Source organism: Micromonospora sp. NPDC005305, assembly GCF_040607315.1.
In the GTDB taxonomy this organism is placed as follows: Bacteria; Actinomycetota; Actinomycetes; order Mycobacteriales; family Micromonosporaceae; genus Micromonospora.
In genome coordinates, this window is sequence record NZ_JBEXGL010000008.1 from 160,038 (window position 1) to 182,172 (window position 22,135).

General features: G+C 74.1%; 19 protein-coding genes. 6 read left to right on the forward strand and 13 right to left on the reverse strand.

Features of this window, described 5'->3' with window-relative positions; all coding sequences use genetic code 11:
- The first annotated feature begins 44 nt into the window (after positions 1-44).
- Positions 45-2,549, forward strand: coding sequence for a DUF3516 domain-containing protein (locus ABZS80_RS16320; RefSeq protein ID WP_355056518.1), 2,505 nt, complete (start codon positions 45-47; stop codon positions 2,547-2,549).
- Between the two features lie 59 nt (positions 2,550-2,608).
- Here the strand turns inward: ABZS80_RS16320 and ABZS80_RS16325 are convergent, their stop codons facing one another.
- Positions 2,609-4,237, reverse strand: coding sequence for a peptidase (locus ABZS80_RS16325; protein WP_355056520.1), 1,629 nt, complete (start codon positions 4,235-4,237; stop codon positions 2,609-2,611).
- Positions 4,238-4,393: 156 nt separating this feature from the next.
- Between ABZS80_RS16325 and ABZS80_RS16330 the strand changes: the two genes are divergently transcribed.
- Positions 4,394-5,041, forward strand: a complete 648-nt coding sequence (locus tag ABZS80_RS16330; protein WP_355056522.1) for a hypothetical protein — start codon at positions 4,394-4,396, stop codon at positions 5,039-5,041.
- A gap of 24 nt (positions 5,042-5,065) precedes the next feature.
- Here ABZS80_RS16330 and ABZS80_RS16335 read toward each other — a convergent pair whose 3' ends face one another.
- From ABZS80_RS16335 to ABZS80_RS16360, 6 genes are all read right to left on the reverse strand, one after another.
- Entirely contained in the window at positions 5,066-6,556 is a 1,491-nt protein-coding gene (locus ABZS80_RS16335) for an MFS transporter (protein ID WP_355056524.1), read from the reverse strand.
- Positions 6,553-8,331: an IucA/IucC family siderophore biosynthesis protein gene (locus ABZS80_RS16340; protein WP_355056526.1), complete on the reverse strand. Its 1,779-nt coding sequence runs from the start codon at positions 8,329-8,331 to the stop codon at positions 6,553-6,555. Before ABZS80_RS16340 ends, ABZS80_RS16335 begins: the two co-directional genes overlap by 4 nt.
- A gap of 11 nt (positions 8,332-8,342) precedes the next feature.
- A complete protein-coding gene (locus tag ABZS80_RS16345; RefSeq protein WP_355056528.1) occupies positions 8,343-8,903 on the reverse strand; it encodes a GNAT family N-acetyltransferase in 561 nt (186 codons plus the stop codon).
- Positions 8,900-10,192, reverse strand: a complete 1,293-nt coding sequence (locus tag ABZS80_RS16350) for a SidA/IucD/PvdA family monooxygenase (RefSeq protein WP_355056530.1) — start codon at positions 10,190-10,192, stop codon at positions 8,900-8,902. The genes ABZS80_RS16345 and ABZS80_RS16350 overlap by 4 nt, the downstream gene beginning before the upstream one ends.
- Before the next feature lie 23 nt (positions 10,193-10,215).
- Positions 10,216-11,751 (reverse strand): aspartate aminotransferase family protein, encoded by a 1,536-nt coding sequence (locus tag ABZS80_RS16355; RefSeq protein ID WP_355056532.1) that lies wholly within the window; start codon positions 11,749-11,751, stop codon positions 10,216-10,218.
- 171 nt (positions 11,752-11,922) lie between these two features.
- Complete coding sequence (locus tag ABZS80_RS16360) at positions 11,923-12,633, reverse strand: siderophore-interacting protein (protein WP_355056534.1); 711 nt, start codon at positions 12,631-12,633, stop codon at positions 11,923-11,925.
- A 98-nt stretch (positions 12,634-12,731) separates the two neighbouring features.
- On the opposite strand from ABZS80_RS16360, the gene ABZS80_RS16365 reads away from it, so the two are divergent.
- Entirely contained in the window at positions 12,732-14,786 is a 2,055-nt protein-coding gene (locus ABZS80_RS16365) for a penicillin acylase family protein (RefSeq protein ID WP_355056536.1), read from the forward strand.
- Positions 14,783-15,340, forward strand: a complete 558-nt coding sequence (locus tag ABZS80_RS16370) for a GNAT family N-acetyltransferase (protein WP_355056538.1) — start codon at positions 14,783-14,785, stop codon at positions 15,338-15,340. Before ABZS80_RS16365 ends, ABZS80_RS16370 begins: the two co-directional genes overlap by 4 nt.
- A gap of 53 nt (positions 15,341-15,393) precedes the next feature.
- On the opposite strand, the gene ABZS80_RS16375 is transcribed toward ABZS80_RS16370, so the two are convergent.
- Genes ABZS80_RS16375 through ABZS80_RS16390 form a run of 4 tightly spaced genes read right to left on the reverse strand, consistent with a single transcriptional unit; the run spans position 15,394 to position 19,305 of the window.
- Positions 15,394-16,338, reverse strand: a complete 945-nt coding sequence (locus ABZS80_RS16375; RefSeq protein WP_355056540.1) for an iron-siderophore ABC transporter substrate-binding protein — start codon at positions 16,336-16,338, stop codon at positions 15,394-15,396.
- Between the two features lie 38 nt (positions 16,339-16,376).
- Positions 16,377-17,210, reverse strand: a complete 834-nt coding sequence (locus ABZS80_RS16380; RefSeq protein ID WP_151462476.1) for an ABC transporter ATP-binding protein — start codon at positions 17,208-17,210, stop codon at positions 16,377-16,379.
- A gap of 5 nt (positions 17,211-17,215) precedes the next feature.
- Positions 17,216-18,262, reverse strand: a complete 1,047-nt coding sequence (locus ABZS80_RS16385; RefSeq protein ID WP_355056542.1) for an iron ABC transporter permease — start codon at positions 18,260-18,262, stop codon at positions 17,216-17,218.
- Entirely contained in the window at positions 18,259-19,305 is a 1,047-nt protein-coding gene (locus tag ABZS80_RS16390; protein ID WP_355056544.1) for an iron ABC transporter permease, read from the reverse strand. Before ABZS80_RS16390 ends, ABZS80_RS16385 begins: the two co-directional genes overlap by 4 nt.
- Before the next feature lie 123 nt (positions 19,306-19,428).
- Here ABZS80_RS16390 and ABZS80_RS16395 point away from each other — a divergent pair, with 123 nt between their 5' ends.
- Both ABZS80_RS16395 and ABZS80_RS16400 read left to right on the forward strand, forming a co-directional pair.
- A complete protein-coding gene (locus tag ABZS80_RS16395; protein WP_355056545.1) occupies positions 19,429-20,355 on the forward strand; it encodes a MerR family transcriptional regulator in 927 nt (308 codons plus the stop codon).
- A 4-nt stretch (positions 20,356-20,359) separates the two neighbouring features.
- Positions 20,360-20,719 carry a YciI family protein gene (locus tag ABZS80_RS16400; RefSeq protein ID WP_262283686.1) on the forward strand — a complete coding sequence of 120 codons (360 nt, stop codon included), beginning with the start codon at positions 20,360-20,362 and terminating at the stop codon, positions 20,717-20,719.
- A gap of 10 nt (positions 20,720-20,729) precedes the next feature.
- On the opposite strand, the gene ABZS80_RS16405 is transcribed toward ABZS80_RS16400, so the two are convergent.
- Both ABZS80_RS16405 and ABZS80_RS16410 read right to left on the reverse strand, forming a co-directional pair.
- Positions 20,730-21,560, reverse strand: coding sequence for a phytanoyl-CoA dioxygenase family protein (locus ABZS80_RS16405; protein WP_355056548.1), 831 nt, complete (start codon positions 21,558-21,560; stop codon positions 20,730-20,732).
- A gap of 89 nt (positions 21,561-21,649) precedes the next feature.
- Positions 21,650-22,120 carry a cytidine deaminase gene (locus tag ABZS80_RS16410; protein ID WP_355056550.1) on the reverse strand — a complete coding sequence of 157 codons (471 nt, stop codon included), beginning with the start codon at positions 22,118-22,120 and terminating at the stop codon, positions 21,650-21,652.
- Between the last annotated feature and the right edge of the window lie 15 nt (positions 22,121-22,135).

The following is a 22,135-nucleotide window of genomic DNA, read 5'->3' on the forward strand; positions in this document are numbered from 1 at the left end:
CGGTTGGCGCAGCGGCCCATGATCCAGGCACCATGGGAGCCGCCATGACTCTCACCGCCGCGCTGCCGAAGAGCGCCGACCCCGACACCCTCTACGACGCGTTCGCCGGCTGGGCGTCCGAGCGCGGTCTCGACCTCTACCCCCACCAGGAGGAGGCGGTCATCGAGATCGTCTCCGGCGCGAACGTGATCATGAATACGCCGACCGGCTCGGGCAAGAGCCTCGTGGCGGTCGCCGCGCACTTCGCGGCGCTGGCCGACGACCGGACCACGTTCTACACGGCGCCGATCAAGGCGCTGGTCTCGGAGAAGTTCTTCGCCCTCTGCGCGGTCTTCGGCGCGGAGAACGTCGGCATGCTCACCGGCGACGCCAGCGTCAACGCCGACGCCCCGATCATCTGCTGCACCGCGGAGATCCTGGCCAACCTGGCGCTGCGCGAGGGCGCCCGGGCCGACGTCGGCCAGGTGATCATGGACGAGTTCCACTTCTACGCCGAGCCGGACCGGGGCTGGGCCTGGCAGGTGCCGATCATCGAGCTGCCGCAGGCCCAGTTCGTCCTCATGTCCGCGACGCTCGGCGACACCACCCGCTTCGTCGACGACCTGACCCGGCGCACCGGGCGGCCGACCGCCGTCGTCCGCTCGGCCGAGCGGCCGGTCCCGCTCCTCTTCTCGTACGCGATGACGCCGCTGCACGAGACCCTGGAGGAGCTGCTGGCGACCAAGCAGGCCCCGGTCTACGTCGTGCACTTCACCCAGGCCGCCGCGCTGGAGCGCGCGCAGGCGCTGATGAGTGTGAACGTCTGCACCCGGGCCGAGAAGGACATGATCGCGAGCGCGATCGGCAACTTCCGGTTCACCTCGGGCTTCGGGAAGACCCTGTCCCGGCTCGTGCGGCACGGCATCGGCGTGCACCACGCCGGCATGCTGCCCAAGTACCGCCGCCTCGTGGAGACCCTGGCCCAGGCCGGGCTGCTCAAGGTCATCTGTGGTACCGACACCCTCGGCGTCGGCATCAACGTGCCGATCCGCACCGTGCTCTTCACCGGCCTGTCGAAGTACGACGGCACCCGGACCCGGCTGCTCAAGGCCCGCGAGTTCCACCAGATCGCGGGCCGGGCCGGGCGGGCCGGTTTCGACACCCTCGGCCGGGTCGTGGTGCAGGCCCCCGAGCACGTCATCGAGAACGAGAAGGCCCTCGCCAAGGCGGGCGACGACCCGAAGAAGCGCCGCAAGGTGGTGAAGAAGAAGCCGCCGGAGGGCTCCATCGGCTGGGGCGAGCCGACGTTCCAGCGCCTGGTCGAGGCCGAGCCGGAGCCGCTGACCTCCAGCTTCCAGGTCAGCCACTCGATGCTGCTCAACGTCATCGGCCGCCCCGGCGACGCGTTCGCCTCGATGCGGCACCTGCTCACCGACAACCACGAGGACCCGGCCGCCCAGCGCCGGCACATCCGCCGGGCCATCGCCATCTACCGGGCGCTGCGGGCCGGCGGCGTGGTGGAGGAGCTGCCCGAGCCGGACGAGCACGGCCGCCGGGTGCGGCTCACCGTCGACCTCCAGCTCAACTTCGCCCTCAACCAGCCGCTCTCCCCGCTCGCCCTGGCCGCCGTCGAGCTGCTCGACCGGGAGTCCCCCTCGTACGCGCTCGACGCGCTCAGCGTGATCGAGTCGATCCTGGACGACCCGCGTCAGGTGCTGTCCGCGCAGCAGTTCAAGGCCCGCGGCGAGGCGGTCGCCGCCATGAAGGCCGAGGGCATCGAGTACGAGGCCCGCCTGGAACTCCTCGACGAGGTGACCTGGCCCAAGCCCCTGGCCGAGCTGCTGGAGTCGGCGTACGAGATGTACCGGCAGGGCCACCCCTGGGTCGCCGACCACCAGCTCTCCCCCAAGTCCGTGGTCCGCGACATGTACGAGCGGGCCATGACGTTCACCGAGTACGTCCAGTTCTACGGCCTGTCCCGCTCCGAGGGCCTGGTGCTGCGCTACCTGGCGGACGCGTACAAGACGCTGCGGCAGACCGTGCCCGAGGACGCCAAGACCGAGGAACTGGTCGACCTCATCGAGTGGCTGGGCGAGTTGGTCCGCCAGGTCGACTCCAGCCTCATCGACGAGTGGGAGCGGCTGCGCAACCCGTCCGACGTCGCGGAGGTGGCCGCCTCGCTGGACGACCGGCCGCCGGCGGTCACCCGCAACGCCCGCGCGTTCCGGGTGCTGGTGCGCAACGCGCTGTTCCGCCGGGTCGAGCTGGCCGCGTTGCGCCGCTGGGACCTGCTCGGGGAGCTGGACGCCGACCACGGGTGGCACGCGGACGCGTGGGCGGACGCGCTGGAGCCGTACTTCGAGGCGTACGACTCGATCGGGGTGGGCCCGGACGCGCGCGGGCCGGCGCTGCTGATGATCGAGCAGGGCCGGGAGCGGTGGACCGTACGCCAGATCCTGGACGACCCGGAGGGCGACCACGACTGGGGCATCAGCGCCGAGATCGACCTCGCGGCCTCCGACGAGGCGGGCGCCGCGGTCGTCCGCATCACCGACGTCGGGCAGCTCTGACCGCGCCGACGCCGCAGGGGTGAGCCGGGAGATCGGCCCACCCCTGCGGTGTCGCTGGATCAGTCGCGCGGGGTCTGGAAGGCCACGCGGCGACGACGGAACATGACGAACAGCACGGCGCCGAGCGCCAGCACGGCGGCGCCGCCGCCGGCGAGCGCGGCGGCCGGGGCGCCGGTGACCGGCAGCCCGCCACCGGAGCCGCCGCTGCCGTCACCGGAGCCGCCCTCGGCGCCGGTGATGACGATGCGGGCCGTGTTGTTCTCCGGCTTCGACTCGGTGGAGGACGTCGCGCCGTCGACCACGATCGTGCCGTTGGTTCCCGGCGTCGACTTGATCTTCAGCTTGACGGTGACCTTGATCCGGCCCCAGCCGGAGGCGACGCTGGGGAACTCGCTCTCGAAGTTGCAGCGCAGCTTCGCCGACTCCGGCAGCTGCTTGCCCGGCGTGCCGTCGGTCCAGCACCACTCGGAGGGCAGCAGCACCGTGCCGCCCGGCGCGGTGATGACGACCCCGGGGCCGCCGCCGTCGGACGGGCCGTTGTTGACGACCTCGTAGGCGAGGTCGACCGTCTGGCCGACGGTGCCCTTCACCGGCGGGGCGGTGACGGCGACGTCGAGCGTGTTCTTCTTGCTCCAGAACCGGAAGTCGGCGTAGTTGTCCGACTCGTCGAGCTCACGCTCCACGACGGACTGCCGGGCGAGGCCCGCCCGCACGGCCTTGGCGTGCAGCTTCTCGGCGGCGGAGGCGAACGACGGTCCCGTGCCCTTGGCGGCCGCGACCTTCTTCGCCGCCTGCGCCTCCCCGGCCAGAGCCGTGCTGAAGGCGGCGTAGCTCTCGTCCGGACCGGGCAGGTTGCGGCCGAACGTGATGTTGAACAGCGACGTGTCGGTCTCGTCGTCGAACAGCAGCAGCCCCTCGCCGGGCTTGAGCGTCAGCGGCACCGTGCAGGTGACCTGGCTCGGCCCGTACACGTAGGGCCCGCCGATGTCCTTCGGGTAGTAGTCGACGTAGGTGCAGTCGCTGTACCGCTCGACGAAGGTGGCGCCCGTGGGCAGGTCGACCCGGACCGTGAAGTCCGTCGCCGGGCTGTCGCCCTCGTTCAGCACACCGCTGTAGAGCGGGAGGCGGTCGCCCGCGCCGACCGGGTGGGCCTTGTCGTTCAGGTTGTCGGCGGCGGCGACCAGGTCGGGGCCCGACGGGACCACCGTGACCGGGAACGTGGTCGTGTTGTCGCCGGGGTTGGCGTCGTCCTCGCCGCCGGCGATGGTCACGGTGACCGAGCCCGCGTCGCCGGGCGCGGCGCCCGTGCGGCTCGCCAGTGACACCGGGTAGAGGTTCGTGACCTGCCCGGCCTCAAGACGGCCGACGGTGCAGGTGACCTTGGCGTCGGCGAGCTTGCAGGTGTCGTCCCAGTCCGACACGGACGCGGTGACCGCGTCGGAGAGCTTGCTCAGGTCAAGGGTGACGGTCACCGCGCTCGCGTCGGCCTCACCGTAGTTGTAGACGTACATGCCGATGGTGGTGCCGCTGTTGTCGATCTCCGCGACGGGCTCGCGGTCGAACGAGACGAAGAGATCGGGCAGCGCGTCCGCGGCGTGGGCCGGGGCGGAGGAACCGAACAACGCGGTCGTCGCCAGCAGCGCCGCGCCGACGGCGAGGCGGGACCAACGGGCCGTGAGGGATGTCATGTGTGCTCCGGAAGAGACGATGGAAGCCCGCACTCTAGTTGGTGATCAGCCACCGCGGTGTCCCGTGCGAAGAGACCTCTCCAGACCCCTGGGCGATGTCAGACCTGTCGATTAGAATGTATGTACTAATCGAGCTTTTGACCTGGGAGGATGCTCGTGACTGCGCCCACCTCCGCCGCCCCTGTCACCCCCTACGCCACCCTCCTCGGGTTCACCCGCTACGTGGACCGCACCGGGCCCACCAAGGCCACCTTCGTGGGCGGCCTGCGCAAGCAGCGGGCGAGCCGGCACGGCTTCAACCCGCACGGTCAGTTCGTCAAGGCGCTCAAGGCCGACGTCGCCTTCCACACCGGCGGCACCCACCTGGCCCAGGTGGCCGACCTGGTCAAGCCGCGCTGGCGCCCGCTCTACGAGGCGCTGGTGCCCGGTGCGACCACCTGGCTGCACTCGCTCGGCGAGCCGGCCGGCGTCGACCTGGCCCAGACCCGCGACGCGCTGGCCATGCTGGGCGACCTGCCCGTGAAGATCAACCCGCAGTTCGGCGTGCGCTACGCCGACGGTCGCGCCGAGGCCATCCGGCTGCACTTCGACGAGGTTCCGCCGAGCGAGGAGGCGACCCTCGCGACCCTGCACCTGATGGCCCGGCACATGGACGCGGTCCTGCCGCACGCCGAGCCGGTGCTGGTCGACGTCCGGCGCGGCGAGTCCCACCGGATGCCGGCCGACGCCAAGCCGGAGCAGATCGAGCAGTGGCTGGCGGGCGAGGCCGCTGCCTTCCGCGCCATCTGGTCCACCGCCGCCTGACCCGGCGGGCCGCGCCCGGCGCCGTCACTGGTGCCGGGCGCGGTGCAGCAGGTACGCGGTGACCAGGCCACCGGCCAGCACGGCCGCCGCCCCCACGGTCTGCCCGGTCTCCAGCGCCACCCGGAACGCGTCCCGGACCAGCGTGCGCTCGCCGTCGGTGCCGGCGGCGGCCAGCGCGGCCGGGAACGAGCCGGCCCCGGCCAGCGCGGCGGGCAGCAGGGCGGCGAACCGCGCGTTCAGCACGGCGCCGAGCACGGCCACGCCGAGGCTGCCACCGACCTCGGTCATGGTGCCGTCGACACCCGCCCCGGCGCCGGCCCGCTCCGGCGGCAGCGCGCTCACCACCGCCTCGACGATCGCCGGGTTGGCCAGCGCGCAGCCGGCGCCCATCAGCAGCAGGCCACCGAGCAGCGCCGGATAGCCGTCGCCCGGCGTGTACGTGACGGCCAGCAGCCCGACGGCGAGCAGCGCCATCCCGATGGCGACCGCGGCCGGCCGCCCCATCCGGCGGATCAGCGCGGCGGCCACCCCGGTGAGGTTGAGCACCACGATGGACAGCGCGAACGGGGCCATCCGCAGCCCGGCCTCCCAGGCCGGGTAGCCGCGGACGAACTGCAGGTGCTGGGTGAGCAGGAACAGCGCGCCGGTCGCGCCGAAGGTGATCAGCACGACCCCGGAGACCGCGCCGGTGAAGCGGGGGTTGCGGAACAGGCCCATGTCCAGCATCGGGTCGGCGACCCGGTGTTCCCAGGCGACGAAGAGGCCGAGCAGCAGGGCGCCGCCCACGGCCGCGGCGAGCACCGCGGGCGCGGCCCAGCCCTCCTCCGGCCCGGCGGTGATCGCCCAGACCACGCCGGTGAGCCCGGCCGTGGAGAGCAGCACGCCGAGCAGGTCGAGGCGGCCGGTGAGCGCCTTGCGGGACTCCGGCACGAGCATCCGGACGGCCACCAGGCAGACCAGGACCACCGGCACGTTCACCAGGAAGATGGCCTGCCAGGGCAGGTGGGCGAGGATCGTCCCGCCGACCGGTGGGCCGACGGCGAAGCCCAGCGCGCTGGTCGCCGCCCAGACCCCGATGGCCCGCTGCCGCGCCGGTCCTTCGAAGACCTGCACGGCCACCGCGAGGGTTGCGGTGACCAGCAGCGCGCCGCCGACACCCATCCCGGCCCGGGCCGCGATGAGCTGACCGGTGGTGGTCGCCAGGCCGGCGGCCAGCGAGCCGGCCCCGAACAGCACCAGCCCGGCCAGCAGCATCCGCCGCCGGCCGTACCGGTCGGCCGCGCTGCCGGCGCTGATCAGCAGGCCGGACAGGACCAGGGCGTACGCGTTGATGATCCACTGGATGTCGCTGGTGCTGGCGCCCAGCTCGGTGGTGAGCACCGGCACGGCGACGGTGAGCACGGTGTTGTCCAGCACCACGGTGACCTGGGCCAGGCAGAGCACCGCCAGGATCCACCAGCGGTGCCGGAGCACCGCCGGCCCGGCCGGGGCGACCGGCGCGGCGAGGACGCTCACGGCCGCGGGGCGTACGGGGCGAGGGGGTTGGCCAGCGTCCCGACGAACTGGAGCGCCGCCGACGGGTCCGCCAGGTCGACCATCTGCTGGTTGTTGCGCAGCTGCAGCCGGTTCAAGCAGGACAGCGCGAACTCCGGGGCGAACAGGTCGTGCCGGTCGGCCAGGTGCGGCACCGACTCCGTGTAGGCGGTGACGCACCCGGCCACGGTCCGCCAGAAGGTCTCCTCGTCGAGGATCCCCTCGGTGTCGAGGATCGCGTTGAGGTGGCGCAGGAACGAGTCGAACACGTCGGTGAAGACGCAGAGCACCTTCTCGTCCTCGGGCACGGCGGCGCGGATCCGGCTCACCGCCTCGGGCAGGTCGGCCTGCGGGTTCATCACCACGATCTCCTCGGCGATGTCCTTGAAGACCACCCGCTCGACCGCGTCGTCGCGGAGCACCAGGATGACGTTCTCGCCGTGCGGCATGAACGCCAGGTCGTACGCGTACAGCGCGTGCAGCACCGGCACGAGGTAGGCGTCCAGGTAGCGGCGCAGCCAGTCCGCCGGGGCCAACCCGGAGCCGGCGATCAGCGCACCGGCGAACGAGCGGCCGGCCCGGTCGACGTGCAGCAGCGACGCCATGGTGGCCAGGCGCCGGCCGGGCTCCAGCCCGGGCACCGGGCTCTCCCGCCAGAGCGCGGCGAGCATCTTCCGGTACGGCGAGTACCGGTCGGTGGCCGCCTCGAACTGCCGGTGCCGGTAGCCGATGGCGGCCTGCTCCCGGATGATCGACAGCCCGGTCCGCGCGAACACCGGGTCGGCGGCGATCAGGCCGGCCAGCCAGTCGTTGATGGCCGGGGTGTGTTCCATGTACGCGGCGGACAGCCCGCGCATGAAGCCCATGTTGAGCACCGAGAGCGCGGTCTTCACGTAGTGCCGGTTCGGGTCGGTGATGTTGAAGAAGGTGCGCACCGACTGCTGGGCCAGGTGCTCGTCCGGCCCCTCGCCCAGCGGCACGAGGTGGCGCCGGGCCACCTCGCCGGCGAAGGTGACGGCCAGCTTGTTCCACCACTGCCAGGGGTGCACGGGCAGCAGCAGGTAGTCGGCCGGGTCGAGGCCGAGCCCGGTGAGGGTGCGGGCGAACCCCGCGAGGGTCTCGGCGCCGAGTTCGGCCCGGACGTGGGTGTCGTAGTTCAGGTCGGCGGCGCAGGTGAAGGTGGTGTGGTCGCGGTGGGCGGCGAGCCAGAGCAGGCGGACCGGCTGGCCGGCCTCCGGGGCGTACCGGTGGTGGTCGTGCACGCCCCAGCCGATCCGGCCGCTGTTGGCCACGAAGCACGGGTGGCCCTCGGTCATCGCCGTCTCGATCTGCTGGAAGTCCGCCTGGACCAGCTCGGCCGCCGCCAGCTCGGGCCGGGCCAGCTTGTAGGCGAGCCCGGCCAGGGTGGAGGTGATCTCCTCCAGGTAGACGGGCAGGACGGCGTCGGTGAGGCCGAGCGCGCCGCGCAGCTCCAGGCAGAGGTCGACCGCGTCGAGCGGGGCCGCCCGCCCGTCGACGTGCCGGGTCAGGCCGGCGGGGTCGATCCACCAGTGGTGCAGGCTCAACTGCCGGGCCGCGAAGCGGTACTCGGCCGTGCCGTCGTCGCTGCGCACCCGGTAGTGGCCGGGGCTCAGCGGCTCGGGGGTGATGAGCCGTTCGTGGGCGAACTCGGCCAGGGCCTTGCGGACCAGGTGGCGGTTCGCGGCGGCCCACAGCTCGGGGGTGAGGTGGTCGACGGCGGCGGAGGGGGTGGTCACGCGGGTACCTCTCAACGGGTGGCGGCCAGGAACTGCTCGCGGGTGCAGACGCTCAGCAGGGCGGTCTTCTCGGGCTTGGCGATCGGGCCGACGACGGTGAAGCCGACGGCCGCGTTCACGGCGTGCACGGCGGTGTTGCGCACGTCGGGCTCGACCACCACCCGGCGGGTGGCCGGATCGGCGAAGATCCAGTCCAGCACCGTGGTGATCACGGCGAGGGTGAAGCCGTGCACCGGCGCGTCGGCGGGGGCGCAGAGGAAGTGCATCCCGACGTCGCCCTCGACCGGGTCGTAGAGGCCGACCAGCTCGACCTCGGCGGGGTCGTAGCGCTCGGCGAGGAACGCCGGGCGCCCCTGCCAGCACCCGAGGTACGCGTCGTGGTGCGGGTGCGCGGCGATCCGCCGGTACTCCTCGGCCACCCGGGCCACGTCGGCGTCCTGCATCATCCAGAACACCGCCTTGGGGTGCGTGACCCAGCGGTGCAGCAGCGCGGCGTCGGCGTCCGGGTCGAGCGGGCGGAGGCTGAACTCGCCGAGGCGCGGATCGTGCCGGTGGTGGGCGGGCGCCGTCATGAGGCCATCCCGGCCGGCGCGCCGAACTCCTGGAAGGCGATGCTCTTCTCGATCGGGTAGTGCTCGCGGCCGGTCAGCTCCCGGATGATCCACGAGTTGCGGTAGGGGCCCATGCCGAGGTCGGGCGAGGTGACGCTGTGCGTGTGGGTGCCGGCGTTCTGGAGGAAGACGCCCCGTCCGGTGTGGTCGATGCTGTAGTTGCGGGCCACGTCGAAGCGGCCGTGGCCGTCGAAGCGGAGCCGGTCGCGGATCGGGTCGAGGAAGGCGGGCACCCGGTAGCGGTAGCCGGTGGCCAGGATCAGCCCCTCGGTGTCCAGGGTGAAGTCACGCTCCTGCTCGACGTGGTGCAGCCCCAGCGTGTACGTCCCGCGCTCCGGGTCGTGGGTCGCCTCGGTCAGCTCGGTGTTGGTGAGCAGCCGGGTCGGCACCGGGCGGCCGATGCTCTTCACGTAGAGCAGGTCGAAGATCCCGTTGATCAGCTCCGCGTCGATGCCCTTGAACAGGCCCTTCTGCTCCGCTTCGAGGCGGTAGCGGGTCGGCTCGGGCAGGGCGTGGAAGTAGTCCACGTAGTCCGGGGAGGTCATCTCCAGGGTGAGCTTGGTGTATTCGAGCGGGAAGAAGCGCGGCGAGCGGGTGACCCAGTTCAGCTGGTAGCCGTGCGTGTCGATGTCGGCCAGCAGGTCGTGGTAGATCTCGGCGGCGCTCTGCCCGCTGCCGATGACGGTGACGCTCCGCTTGCCGCGCAGCGCGTCCCGGTGCTCCCGGTACCGCGAGTTGTGGATCACGTCGCCACCCAGCCCCGCGCAGGCCGGCGGCACGTGCGGCGGGGTGCCGGTACCGAGCACCAGCCGGCGGGCCCGGTGGGTGACCGCGCGGCCGTCCACCCGGGCGTGCACCACGTACCGGTCGTCGGTGGCGTCGTACTCGACGGCCGTCACCTCGTGTCCGAAGCGGACGCTGGGCAGCTTCGCGGCGGCCCACCGGCAGTAGGCGTCGAACTCGCTGCGCAGCGGAAAGAAGTTCTCGCGGATGTAGAACGGGTAGAGCCGGCCGGTCTCCTTGAGATAGCTGAGGAAGGAGTACGGCGAGGTTGGGTCGGCGAGCGTGACCAGGTCGGCGAGGAACGGGGTCTGCAGGTGGGCGCTCTCCAGCAGCATGCCGGGATGCCAGTCGACGTCGTCGCGGGCCTCCAGGAAGAGGCCGTCGAGGTCGGCGATCGGGGCGGTCAGGCAGGCCAGGCCGAGGTTGTACGGGCCCAGCCCGACGGCGATGAAGTCGTGGGTCGACATGGGGTTCTCCAGGGCGGGGCCGGTCAGCCGACCGGGCAGGACAGCTCGGCGGCGGTGCGGGTGCGGGCGTACCAGCCGGCGTGTTCGGCGATCAGGTCGAGCACCGCGGCGACGTCCTCCCCGGTCGTCTCCGGGTTGAGCAGGGTGAACTTCAGGTGGTGGGCGCCGTCCACCCGGGTGCCCGCGACGAGCGCGGCGCCGGAGGCGGCGAGCGCCTCGCGGGCGTACAGGTTGGCGTCGTCGACGAGGTCGGCGGCCAGGCCGGCGGGCCGCCAGCGGAACACCAGGGTGCTCAGCGTCGGCCGGGTCACCACCTCGAATCGCGGGTCGGCGTCGAGCAGGTGCCAGGCCTCGCCGGCCCGGTCCACCACCTCGTCGAACAGCGCGCCGATCCCGTCGGCCCCCATGATCCGCAGGGTGAGCCAGAGCTTGAGCGCGTCGAAGCGGCGGGTGGTCTGGAGGCTCTTGTCGACCTGGTTGGGGATGCGCTGCTCGACGGCGCGCGCCGGGTTGAGGTAGTCCGCGTGCCAGGTGGCGTGCCGCAGCGTCCGGCCGTCGCGCACGAGCACGGCGCTGGAGCTGACCGGCTGGAAGAAGGACTTGTGGTAGTCCACGGTCACCGAGTCGGCCCGCTCGATGCCGTCGAGCAGGTGCCGGCGGGTCGGCGAGACCAGCAGCCCGCAGCCGTACGCGGCGTCGACGTGCAGCCACACGCCGGCCGCCGCGCAGATGTCGGCGACCTGCGGCAGCGGGTCGATGCTGCCGAAGTCGGTGGTGCCGGCCGTGGCGACGACGGCCATGACCAGCAGCCCGTCCGCCCGGCAGCGGGCGATCTCCCGGGCCAGCGCGTCGGGGCGCATCCGCCGCTGCGGGTCGGTGTCGACGGTGCGGACGGCGTCGGGGCCGAGGCCGAGCAGCCGGGCCGCCTTCTGCACGCTGAAGTGGCCGGCGGCGGAGGTGAGCACCCGCAGCCGGGACAGCGCCTCGGGGCCGGGCCGCAGCCCGGCCCGTGCCCGCGCCTCCTCCCGGGCCAGCAGCAGCGCCTGGAGGTTGGAGTGCGTGCCGCCGCTGGTGAACACCCCGTCGGCGGCGGGCCCGAGCCCGATCCGCTCGGCCGTCCAGCCGATCAGGCGGCGCTCGATGAGGGTGCCGCCAGCGCTTTGGTCCCAGGTGTCCAGCGAGGAGTTGACCGCGCTGAGCACTGCCTCGCCGAGCAGCGCCGGGATCACCACCGGGCAGTTCAGGTGGGCCAGGTAGCGGGGGTGGTGGAAGTACACGGTGTCGCGCAGGTAGACGTCGTGCAGTTCGTCGAGGGCCGCGCCGGTGTCGCCGAGCGGCCGGTCGAGGTCGACGGCCGCGACGCGCGGGGCGAGGTCGTCCGGAGCGACCCCGGTGAACGGCCGGTCGGCGGTCGCCACCCGGCGGGCCACCCGCTCGACCCCCTCGGCCAGCACCGCACGGTAGCGGTCCAGCGAGCGGGCGGTGAACAGGTGGTCCCGGGCGGCGGCCGGGCCGGCGCCGGCCGAGGGGGCCGGAACGGTTGCTCCGGGCAGGCTCATGGGCAGTCCTCAGTGGTCGGAAGCGGACACGACGGCGACGGCGCGACGGCGCCTCGCGATCCCGCACGGTCCGGAAGTGATCGCGAAGTTAGGTTAGCCTAACCTAACTCGTGAGGGTCAAGAGGCCGGGACGACACGCGGGTCTCATGGTCAGCGCGCCCAGGCGACCGGTCACCGAACGCTCCAGTAACCCAGCGAGGTCACCTGGTGCTTCCCGACGCCGAGGGTGCGGCGCAGGTGCCGGGTGATGTCCCGGGTACTGGCCGCCTCGGCGGCCACCCAGTAGTGCGCGTCGTCGGCGGCCGGCAGCGCGTCCCGGACGGTCTTCAGGAGGCCCTCGCCGTCGGCGCCGCGCGGGACCCAGGTGACCTCGTGGTGCTCCCGGGCGCGGGGCGCCAGCGCCCGCTCGCCGTCGTGGGCGTACTCCAGCCAGACCGTGGCGGGCACGTCGGCGGCGGCGTCGAGCAGGCTGTTCACCGCCGGCAGCGAGGCGGCGTCGCCGACCAGGAAGAGGTGGCGCGGGGCCGGCTCGGGCAGGGCGAAGGCGCTGCCCTGCACGGTGGCGTCGATGGTGTCGCCGACGGCCGCGGTCTCCGCCCAGCGGGCGGCGCACCCGTCGTGCAGGGCGAACTCCAGGTGGAACCGGCCGGTGGCCGGGTCGGGGTCGACCAGGGTGTACGCCCGCTGGTGCGGCTTGCCGTCGTTGTCGAACCAGAGCCGGATCCACATGGTGGGGTGCACGCCGCAGGCGTCCAGCAGGCCGCCGCCGTCCATCAGCAGCCGCCGGTACCGGTCGCCGACCGGCTCGGTGTCGAGCACGGTGAGCCGGAAGTTCCGCCCGCCCATGGCTCGCAGCACGAGCGCTTCCCAGTTCCGCTTCACGTGACCCCTCCAGTAAGGTCTGCCTTAGTTAGGGGAGGGTAACCTAAGTTGATGTTCATGATGTGGCCGGCTGGTGACGTGTCCGCGACGGCCGGCCGGTGACCGGCATCCGGCGTGACGCCTGGGGTGTGCCGCAACTGTGGGGGAACAGCGTCGAGGAGCTGGCCCGGCTCCAGGGCCGCGCCGCCGCGCTCGACCGGGCCTGGCAGATCGAGGTCGAGCGGTGGCGCGCCGAGGGCCGGCTGGCCGAACACCTCGGCCCCGCCGAACTGGGCTGGGACCGGTTCGCCCGGCGGGCCCGCCTCGCCGACACCGCCGCCCGCTGCTTCCGGCGGCTCTCCCCCGCCACCCGCCGCTGGGTCACCGCGTACGTCGACGGGGTGAACGCCGGGCTCGCCGAGGGCGCGGCCGGCGCCCCGGAGTTCGCGGCGACCGGCTGCGCCCCCGGCCGGTGGCGGCCGTGGTCCCCGCTCGGCGTCTTCCTGGTCCAGCACATCCTCTTCGGCACCTTCCCCAACAAGCTCTGGCGGGCCCACGTGGAGGCCACCCTCGGCCCGGCGGCGACGAGCCTGTTCGCCGTCGAGGGACCGGGCGGTTCGGGCAGCAACGCCTGGGTGGTGCCCGGTGACCCGGTCGCCGGGCGGGGGCCGGTCCTGGCCGGCGACCCGCACCGGGTGCTGGAGCTGCCCGGGATCTACCAGCAGGTCCGGCTGGCCTGCCCCGAGTTCGACGTGCTCGGCTTCGCCTTCCCCGGCGTGCCGGGGCTGCCGCACTTCGGCCACGCCGGCGAGGTGGCCTGGGCGGTCACCAACGCGATGGCCGACTACCAGGACGTCTACCGCGAGCAGGTGCGCCGCGACGGCGGGCGGGTGCTGGTCCGGGACGCCGACGGCTGGCTGCCGGCCCGCCACCACGTGGAGCGGATCCGGGTCCGCGGCGCCGCCCCGGAGCCGGTCGAGGTGATCGAGACCCCGCGCGGCCCGGTGATCGACCACGACCGGCACACCGGCGAGGCACTCAGCCTGCGGATCCCCGCCCGGGTCGAGGCGGACCTCGGCTTCGACGCGCTGCTGCCGCTGCTGCGGTCGCGGACCGTGGAGGACGTCACCGAGGCGCTGCGCGGCTGGGTCGAGCCGGTGAACAGCGTGCTGGTGGCCGACCGGCACGGCGGCGTACGCCAGCTCGTCGCCGGGCTGGTGCCGCTGCGCGACGACCGCTGCCGGTGGGTGCCGGTGCCCGGCTGGGAGCCGCGCTACCGGTGGTCCGGCCGGTACGCCGAGGCCAAACCGGTCGAGGTGGCCGGGGTGGCGGTCTGCGCCAACGACCGCCGCGACGACGTGGCCGACCTCGGGGTCGACTTCGCGCCCCCGCACCGCGCCGCGCGGATCCGGGACCTGCTCGCCGTCGACGTGCCCGCGGACGCCGTGCACGTCGACACCCGGCTGGCGGTCGGCCCGCTGCGGGCGGTGCTCGACGGGCTCGACCCGGCGACCGTCGACCCGGCGGCACGGGCGCTGCGGGACCGGCTGCGCGCCTGGGACGGCCGGATGGCGGCCGACAGCACCGACGCCGGCGCCTGGGCGGCCTGGCGCACCGCGCTGGTCCGCCGGCTGCACGACCACCCCCGGCTGCGACCGCTGCGCACCCCGGCCCGGTACGACGAGCTGTTCGCGCCGTGGACCGACCCCCTCGCGCGGCTCGGGCACGCCCTCGACGGGCTGGTCGCCGGGGCGGACCGGCTCGGGGTGGACGTCGACGCGGTGGCCGTGGCGGCGCTCGCCGAGGTGGCGGCCGCCGGCCCGGCCCCGGCGTGGGGCACGCGGCACCGCCTGCACCCCGTGCACCTCGGCGCGGCCCCCCAGGTCGACGCCGCCGTCGCGGCCATGCGCGACCGGGTGGCCCTCGGCGGCGACACCGACTGCGTGCTCGCCACCTCCAGCGTCCCCGGAGTCTCCGACGCCTGCTGGCGGGGCCCGGTGGCCCGCTACGTCTGGGACCTCACCGACCGCTCCCGCAGCCGCTGGGTGGTGCCGTTCGGCGCCTCCGGCCGCGTGGGCGACCCGCACTTCGACGACCAACTGCCGCGCTGGGCGGCCGGCGAACTGATCCCGGTGCCCGACGCGGAACTCACGCGAGAAGGAGACCCGTCATGACGTACCAGGAGAAGCTGCCCGGCCTCGGCGAGCTGCGGCTCGTCCCGGTCGAGCCGGCGACGGACGCGGCGCTGCTGCACGGCTGGGTCACCCAGCCGTGGGCCCGGTTCTGGGGCATGGGCGAGCACACCGAGGCCGAGGTGCGGGAGGTCTACACGTTCCTCGACGGGCTGGCCACGCACCACGCGTACCTGATCACGCTGGACGGGACGCCGGTCGGCCTGTTCCAGACCTACCAGCCCGAGGCCGACCCGGTCGGCGAGCGCTATCCGGTCCGCACCGGCGACGTGGGCATGCACCTGCTGCTGGCGGCGAACCGGCCGGCGCCGGGCCTCGCCTCGGCGGTCGCGCCGGCCCTGGCCCGCTTCCTCTTCACCGACCCGACGCGGCAGCGCATCGTCGTCGAGCCGGACGTGCGCAACGAGCGTGCGCTGCGCCGGCTGGAGCGGGAGGGCTTCACCTTCGACGCCGAGGTCGACATGCCGGACAAGCGGGCCCAGCTCGCCTTCCTCACCCGCGACCGGTTCGAGGCCGACCACCCGCTGCCGGCCTGAGGACGACAGTGCCCGCCCGGCACGGGGCCGGGCGGGCACGGACGGTCGGTGGCTCAGGCGGCCAGGTACTTCTCCAGGTCGTCCAGGATCTTGTTGGCGGCGCCGACGCCGATGCCGGTCATCCAGACCTCGTCGGAGACCACGTGCGCCTTGCCCGCCTTCACCGCGGACAGGCCCTGCCACAGGCTGCCCCCCGTGACCTTCGCCTGCTCGGCGGCGGCCTTCTCCCCGTACGCGGTCACGAAGACCACGTCGCCGTCGACCTCGCTGACCCGCTCGGGGCTGACCAGGTCGAAGCGCTTGTCCTCCTTGCCCTCCAGCAGCTGCCGCTGCGGGCGGCCCAGGCCGGTGTCGCCGACCACGATGCCGGAGAACGAGTCCGGGCCGTAGACCCGGATGTTGCCCGGGATGAAGCGCACGATGGAGACCTTCCGCGACGAGGCGTCGCCGAGCTTCGCGCCGAAGTCCTTCGCCCGCTTCTCGTACGCGGCGAGCTGGTCCTTGGCCTGCTGCTCCCGGCCCAGGGCCTTGCCGTCGAGGAGGAAGTTCTCCTTCCAGGTGATGCCCACCTTCTCGGTGAACACGGTCGGGGCGATGGCGGACAGCTCGTCGTAGAACTTCTCCTGGCGGAACTTGCTGCCGAGGATCAGGTCCGGCTTGAGCGCGTTGATCGCCTCCAGGTCGGGCTCGGTGAGCACTCCGACCTCCTTGATGCCGGCCAGCTTGTCCGCGCCGAAGTAGGTGGGCCAGCTCTTCGCCTCGCCGGCGGTGGCCGCGCCGACCGGGGTGACGCCCAGCGAGAGCGCGGTGTCGATCTTGTCGGTGTCGAGCACCACGACGCGCTTCGGTTCGGCGGGCACCTTGGTGGTGCCCATCGCGTGGGTGATCTCCCGGGTCTCCCCGGCGCTGGTGCCGGAGACGGGGTCGCTCTCCCCGCAGGCGGTGAGGCCCACGCCGAGGGCGAGGGCCGCGGTGAGAGCGACGGCGAGACGACGCATCAAGGGTCCTTTCATGACGGGTACGGGTCGGCGCGCGGTCACGCGTCGCCGACGGAGGCGCCGGCCGGGGCCGGCGTGGCGGCCGGAGCGGCCGAGGTGTGGGTCAGGGCGGGCACCACGAGCGGGGCGCCGGTGACCGGGCAGGGCACGACCACGCAGTCGAGCCCGAAGACGTCCCGGACCAGGTCGGCCGTGAGGATCTCGCGCGGCGGGCCGGCGGCGACCACCGCGCCGGCACGCATGGCAACCAGGTGGTCGGCGTAGCGGGCGGCCTGGTTGAGGTCGTGCAGCACGGCGACCACGGTCCGGCCCCGCTCGGCGCGCAGCCGGTGCAGCAGGTCCAGCACCTCCACCTGGTGGGCCAGGTCGAGGAAGGTGGTCGGCTCGTCCAGCAGCAGCGCCTCGGTGTCCTGGGCCAGGGTCATGGCGATCCAGACCCGCTGCCGCTGGCCGCCGGAGAGGGTGTCCACCGGCCGGTCGGCCAGTTCGGCCACGTCGGCCATGGCCATGGCCTCGTCGACGGCCCGGCCGTCCTCCGCGGACCACTGCCGCCACCACCGCTGGTAGGGCTGGCGGCCCCGGCCGACCAGGTCGGCGACCGTGATCCCCTCGGGCACCAGCGGGCTCTGCGGCAGCACGCCGAGCCGCCGGGCCACCTCGCGGGTCGGCAGGTCGCGGATCGCCGTGCCGTCGAGCAGCACCGCGCCGCGCCGCGGGGTGAGCAGCCGGGCCATGGTGCGCAGCAGGGTGGACTTGCCGCACGCGTTCGGCCCGACGATCACCGTGAACGCGTCGGCGGGCAGGTCGAGGTCCAGCCCGTCGAGCACGGTCCGGGTCTCGTAGCCGACGACCAGGTCGCGGGTGGACAGCATCGCGGTCACGACCGCCTCCCTCGGGTCCGCAGCAGCAGGAAGATCAGGTACGGGCCGCCGATCGCCGCGGTGAGCACGCCGGCCGGAAGCTGGGTGGGGGCGAACAGCCGACGGCCGGCCAGGTCGGCCAGCACCAGCAGCAGCGCGCCGAGCAGGGCGGAGCAGAGCAGCGGCGGCCGCTCCGCCCGCACCAGCCGCCGGGCCACCTGCGGGGCGACCAGCGCCACGAAGTCCACCGCGCCGACCTGGGCCGTGACGGTGGCGGCCGCCAGCACGCCGGTGGCGGCCAGCCCGACCCGGCGGGCCACCGGGCGCAGCCCGATCCCCCGGGCGGTGTCGTCGTCCAGCGCGGTGCTGCGCAGCGCCCACCCCGCCCAGAGCAGGACGGGCAGCAGCGCGGCGAGGGTGCCGGCGATCCAGGCCGCCTCGGTCCAGCCCTTGCCGGCCAGGGTGCCGATCAGCCAGAGCTGGGCGCGCAGCCCGTCGATCGGGTCGGCCGAGAGCATCACCACCTCGGTGAGCGCCCGGAGCGCGAACGCGACCGCCACGCCGGCCAGCACGAACCGCTGCGCAGCCAGGCCGTGCCGGGCGCCGAGGGCGAAGACCAGGATGGCCGCCACCAGGCCGCCGACGAGCGCGGCCGGCGCCACCAGGACCGCCGCGGCGCCGCTGGTCAGGGCCACCGTGGCGGCCAGGCCGGCGCCCTGGGTCACCCCGATGACGTCGGGGCTGGCCAGGGGGTTGCGGGCCACGCTCTGGATCAGGGTGCCGGCCACACCGAACGCCGCGCCGGCCAGCGCCGCGAGCACCGCGCGGGGCAGCCGCAGGTCGAGCACGACGAGGTCGTACGGGGTGCCGGCGCCGGAGAGCGCGCGCAGCACGTCGGCCGGCGCCACGTACGGCGTGCCGAGCGAGAGGCTGAGCACCACGGCGGCGGCGAGCAGCAGGACGAGCGTGACCGCGACCAGCACCGGGCGGCGGCGCATCGGAACGGTCAGCGGGCCGACCCGCAGCAGCGACCGCCCCGCCAGGGCGGTGGACGAGGCCGTCATGCGGTCACGACCTTGGCGCGGCGGACCAGGAAGGCGAGCAGCGGCGCGCCGACCAGCGCGGTGATGATGCCGGCCGGGACCTCGCCGGGCGGGGCCACCAGCCGGCCGACCACGTCGGCCCCGAGCACCAGGGCCGGCCCGAGCAGCGCGGCGACCAGCAGGGTCCACCGGTGGTCGGCGCCGACCAGGGCCCGGGCCAGGTGCGGCACGGCCAGCCCGACGAAGGCGATCGGCCCGGCGGCGGCCACTGCGGCGCCGGTGAGCAGCACCCCGCCGAACCCGGCGGCGAGGCGGACCAGGGCGATCCGGTGGCCGAGACCGCGGGCGACGTCGTCGCCGAGGGCCAGCGCGTCCAGGCCGCGAGCGGCCAGCGCCGCCAGAGCCGTGCCGGCGAGGACGAACGGGAGCACCTGCCCGGCGACGCCGACGTCCCGGCCGGTGAGGCCGCCGACCACCCAGAACCGGTACTCCTCGAAGGTGCGGGCGTCGATGCTGAGCAGCGCGTACACGACGGCGCCGAGACCGGCGTCGAGCGCCGCGCCGACCAGCGCGAGGGTGACCGGGCTGGCGCCCTCGCGGGTGCGGTTGGCGACGGCGAAGACCAGGAGCCCGGCGAGCAGCGCGCCGGCGATGCCGAACCAGACGTACCCGGTGAGCGTGCTCACGCCGAAGACGGCGATGGCCAGCACCACCCCGAAGGACGCGCCCGCGCTGACCCCGAGGATGCGCGGCTCCGCGAGGGGGTTGCGGGTGACTGCCTGGAAGAGCACCCCGGCCAGGGCCAGGGCGAGCCCGACGACCAGTCCCAGGGCGGTCCGCGGCAGCCGCAGCTCGCGGACCACGGTGGTGGCCTCGCCGCCGTCCGGGGCGACCAGGGCGTGCCACACCTGGTCGACGGGGAGGTGGCGGCTGCCGAGCGCCAGGCTGGCCAGCAGCGCGACGACGAGCAGGAGAGCCGCCGCCACGGTGACCGCGAGGCGGCGGGGCGTGCCGCGGCGGGTGGGGGCGTCGGCCCGGACGGGCCGGACGGCGACGGTGGTCACAGGGGGTGCTCGCCTCTCGGATTAGGTACGCCTTACCTTAACCGAGCTGGTTAGGCACGCCTAACTCGGCGTTGTCGATGTGCGGCTTGCGCCTCCAGCGGGGGGAGGCGGCAGGGTGGGCGCATGGACGCGTGCTATTCCATCGGTGACCTGGCCCGGCGGACCGGGTTGCCGGTGAAGACCATCCGCTTCTGGTCCGACCGCGGGATCGTGCCGCCGAGCGACCGCGGCCCGACCGGTCACCGCCGCTACGGCCCGGACGCCCTGGCCCGGCTGGAGCTGGTCCGGACGCTGCGTGAGCTGGGCGTGGACCTGCCGACGGTGCGCCGGGTGGTGGAGCGGGAGGTCGGGCTGCCCGAGGTCGCGGCGGCGCACGCCGACGCCCTGGCCACCCAGATCCGGGTGTTGCGGCTGCGCCGCGCGGTGCTGACCGTGGTGGCCCGGCGCGGGGCCACGGCCACCCAGGCCGAACAACTGCACCGGCTGGCCGGGCTGGCCGCGGCGGAGCGACGGCGGCTGGTCGACGAGTTCCTCGACGCCGCCTTCGCCGGCCTGACCGGGCCGGGGTTCGCGGGGATCCGCCGCTCGCTCACCCCCGAGCTGCCCGACGACCCCACCGAGGAGCAGGTCGAGGCGTGGGTGGAGCTGGCCGAGCTGGCCCTGGACCCGGGCTTCCGGGCGGGCCTGCGGCGGCTGGCGGAGCAGCACGCGGCCGACCGGGCCGGCGTGCCGGGCGTCCGCCGCGACGCGGTCGCCGTGGTCCGCGAGGAGGTCACCCCGGCGCTGGCCGCCAGCGTGGACCCGGCGTCACCCCGGGCCGACGGGGTCGTCGCCGCGGCCACGAGCCGGTACGCGCGGCTGTGCGGTCGCCCGGACGACGCCGACCTGCGGCGGCGGCTGCTGGACCGGCTGGAGGCCGCCGGCGACCCGCGCCGGGAGCGGTACCTGCGCCTGCTGTCGGTGGTCAACGGCTGGCCGCCCGTGGAGAGCCTGGCCCCGGTGCTCGACTGGTCGATCCGGGCGCTGCGGGCCCGCCAGCCCCTACCCTGAGGGCATGCGATTCGACCAGCACACCGTGGTGCTCCTGGTCCGGCCGGACGACGCGCCCGACCTGCCCCAGGACGCGCTCGACCGGCTCCAGGACGCGCACCTGGCCCATCAGGCCGGGCTGGTGGAGCAGGGCGCCGTGCTCGCGGCCGGCCCGTTCCTCGGTGGTGACGACGAGCGGATCCGCGGGATCGCCGTGCTCTCGGTCGACCCGCAGATGGCCCGCGACCTCTACGCCAACGACCCGGCCGTCCGCGCCGGGCGGCTGGAGGCACAGGTGCTGAGCTGGATGGTGCCGGAGGGCAACGTCCGCTTCGAGCAGGTGCCGGTGCCCCGCTCGATGCTGGAGGCGGCGGCCGGGGACTGACCAGGCGCCCTCACTCGGCGCCCATCACCAGCCCCTCGATGGTGTGCTTCTGGCGGATCGGCACGAGGGTGTCGACCACGGGGCAGTGCAGGTGCGCCCGGACCAGTTCCGGCAGGCCCGCCCAGTAGTCCCGGGTGACCGCCAGGTCGTGGTGGGCGGCGTTGCCCGCGCCCGGCGCGTCGACGCCAAGCACCAGCACGGGCCGGGCGAGCTGGCTGACGTTCGGGGTGCCCCGGTGGATGGTGAGCGCGGAGCGCGCCGAGATGTCGCCGCGCTTCGGGTACTTGCGGACCGCGCGGGACCCGTAGCGGGGGTACCGGTCCTTCGGCGGGAACATCTCGTGGTCGAAGTCGCGGCCGTCGTCCCACTGCGTCCCCGGGGCGATCTCGAACGGGCCCATCTCCTCCACGGTGTCCACCGTGGTCAGGTTGAAGGCCAGCGAGGTGAGCCGGCGCCGCAGGCGGGTCTCCTCGGGCATCGGGAAGTCCCGGTGCCACGGCTGCATCTTCGCGCCGGGGAACGGGATGTCGAACCCCAGCTCGACGATCTCGTAGTCGGGGCCGAGCACCGCGCGGCACACCGACACCACCCACGGGTGGGTGACCAGGTCGACGAAGCCGCGCAGCTGCTCCGGGTGGATCTCGACGTACCAGCGCTCCGGGCCGCGGCCGACCGCGCCGTCGGGGCGGGAGCGGGCCTCCCGGAACGCGGCGTCGATGTCCTCGTCGACCCGCTCCACCGAGTCGGTGGAGAAGGCGCCACGGCGGGCGGTGATGCCGTCGCGGTAGAGGTCCCCGAGGGCCTCGACGGGGGTCTCGTCCTCGATCAGCTGGGATGTCATCGGGGCCTCCTCGTCGCGGGGACGACCCGAGTATTACAACGTTGTAGAAGCGTCGCAAGACCTGCCGGAGCCACTCCGGTGCGGAGCCGTCAGTCCTCGGCGGCCTGGCGGCTGCCCGGCACCACCGGCATCGGCCACACCCCGGTGCGCGGCGGCCCGACCGCCACCTCCACCTGGTGGTCCGACCAGACGTACGTCTCCGGCAGCAGGTCGGTCACCGGGACCGCCCGCAGCGCGTCCGGCGGCCCGACGATCACCCGGATCGACGGGAAGTAGTCCAGGAGAACCTGCCGGCACCGGCCGCACGGCGGAATGACGCCCCGGCCCCGGTCCCCCACCGCCACGATGGTCTCCAGGTCCCCCGCGCCCTGGGTGGCGGCGGCCCCGATGGCCACCACCTCGGCGCACGGGCCGCCGGTGAAGTGGTAGACGTTCACGCCGCTGAAGACCCGGCCGTCCGTGGTCCGCGCGGCGGCGGCGACGGTGTGGTTGTCGCTGCGGCAGCGCAGCTTGGCGACGGCCATCGCGGCCTGCACCAGCGCCCGGTCGGTGTCGCGCATGATCATCCCGTCCCG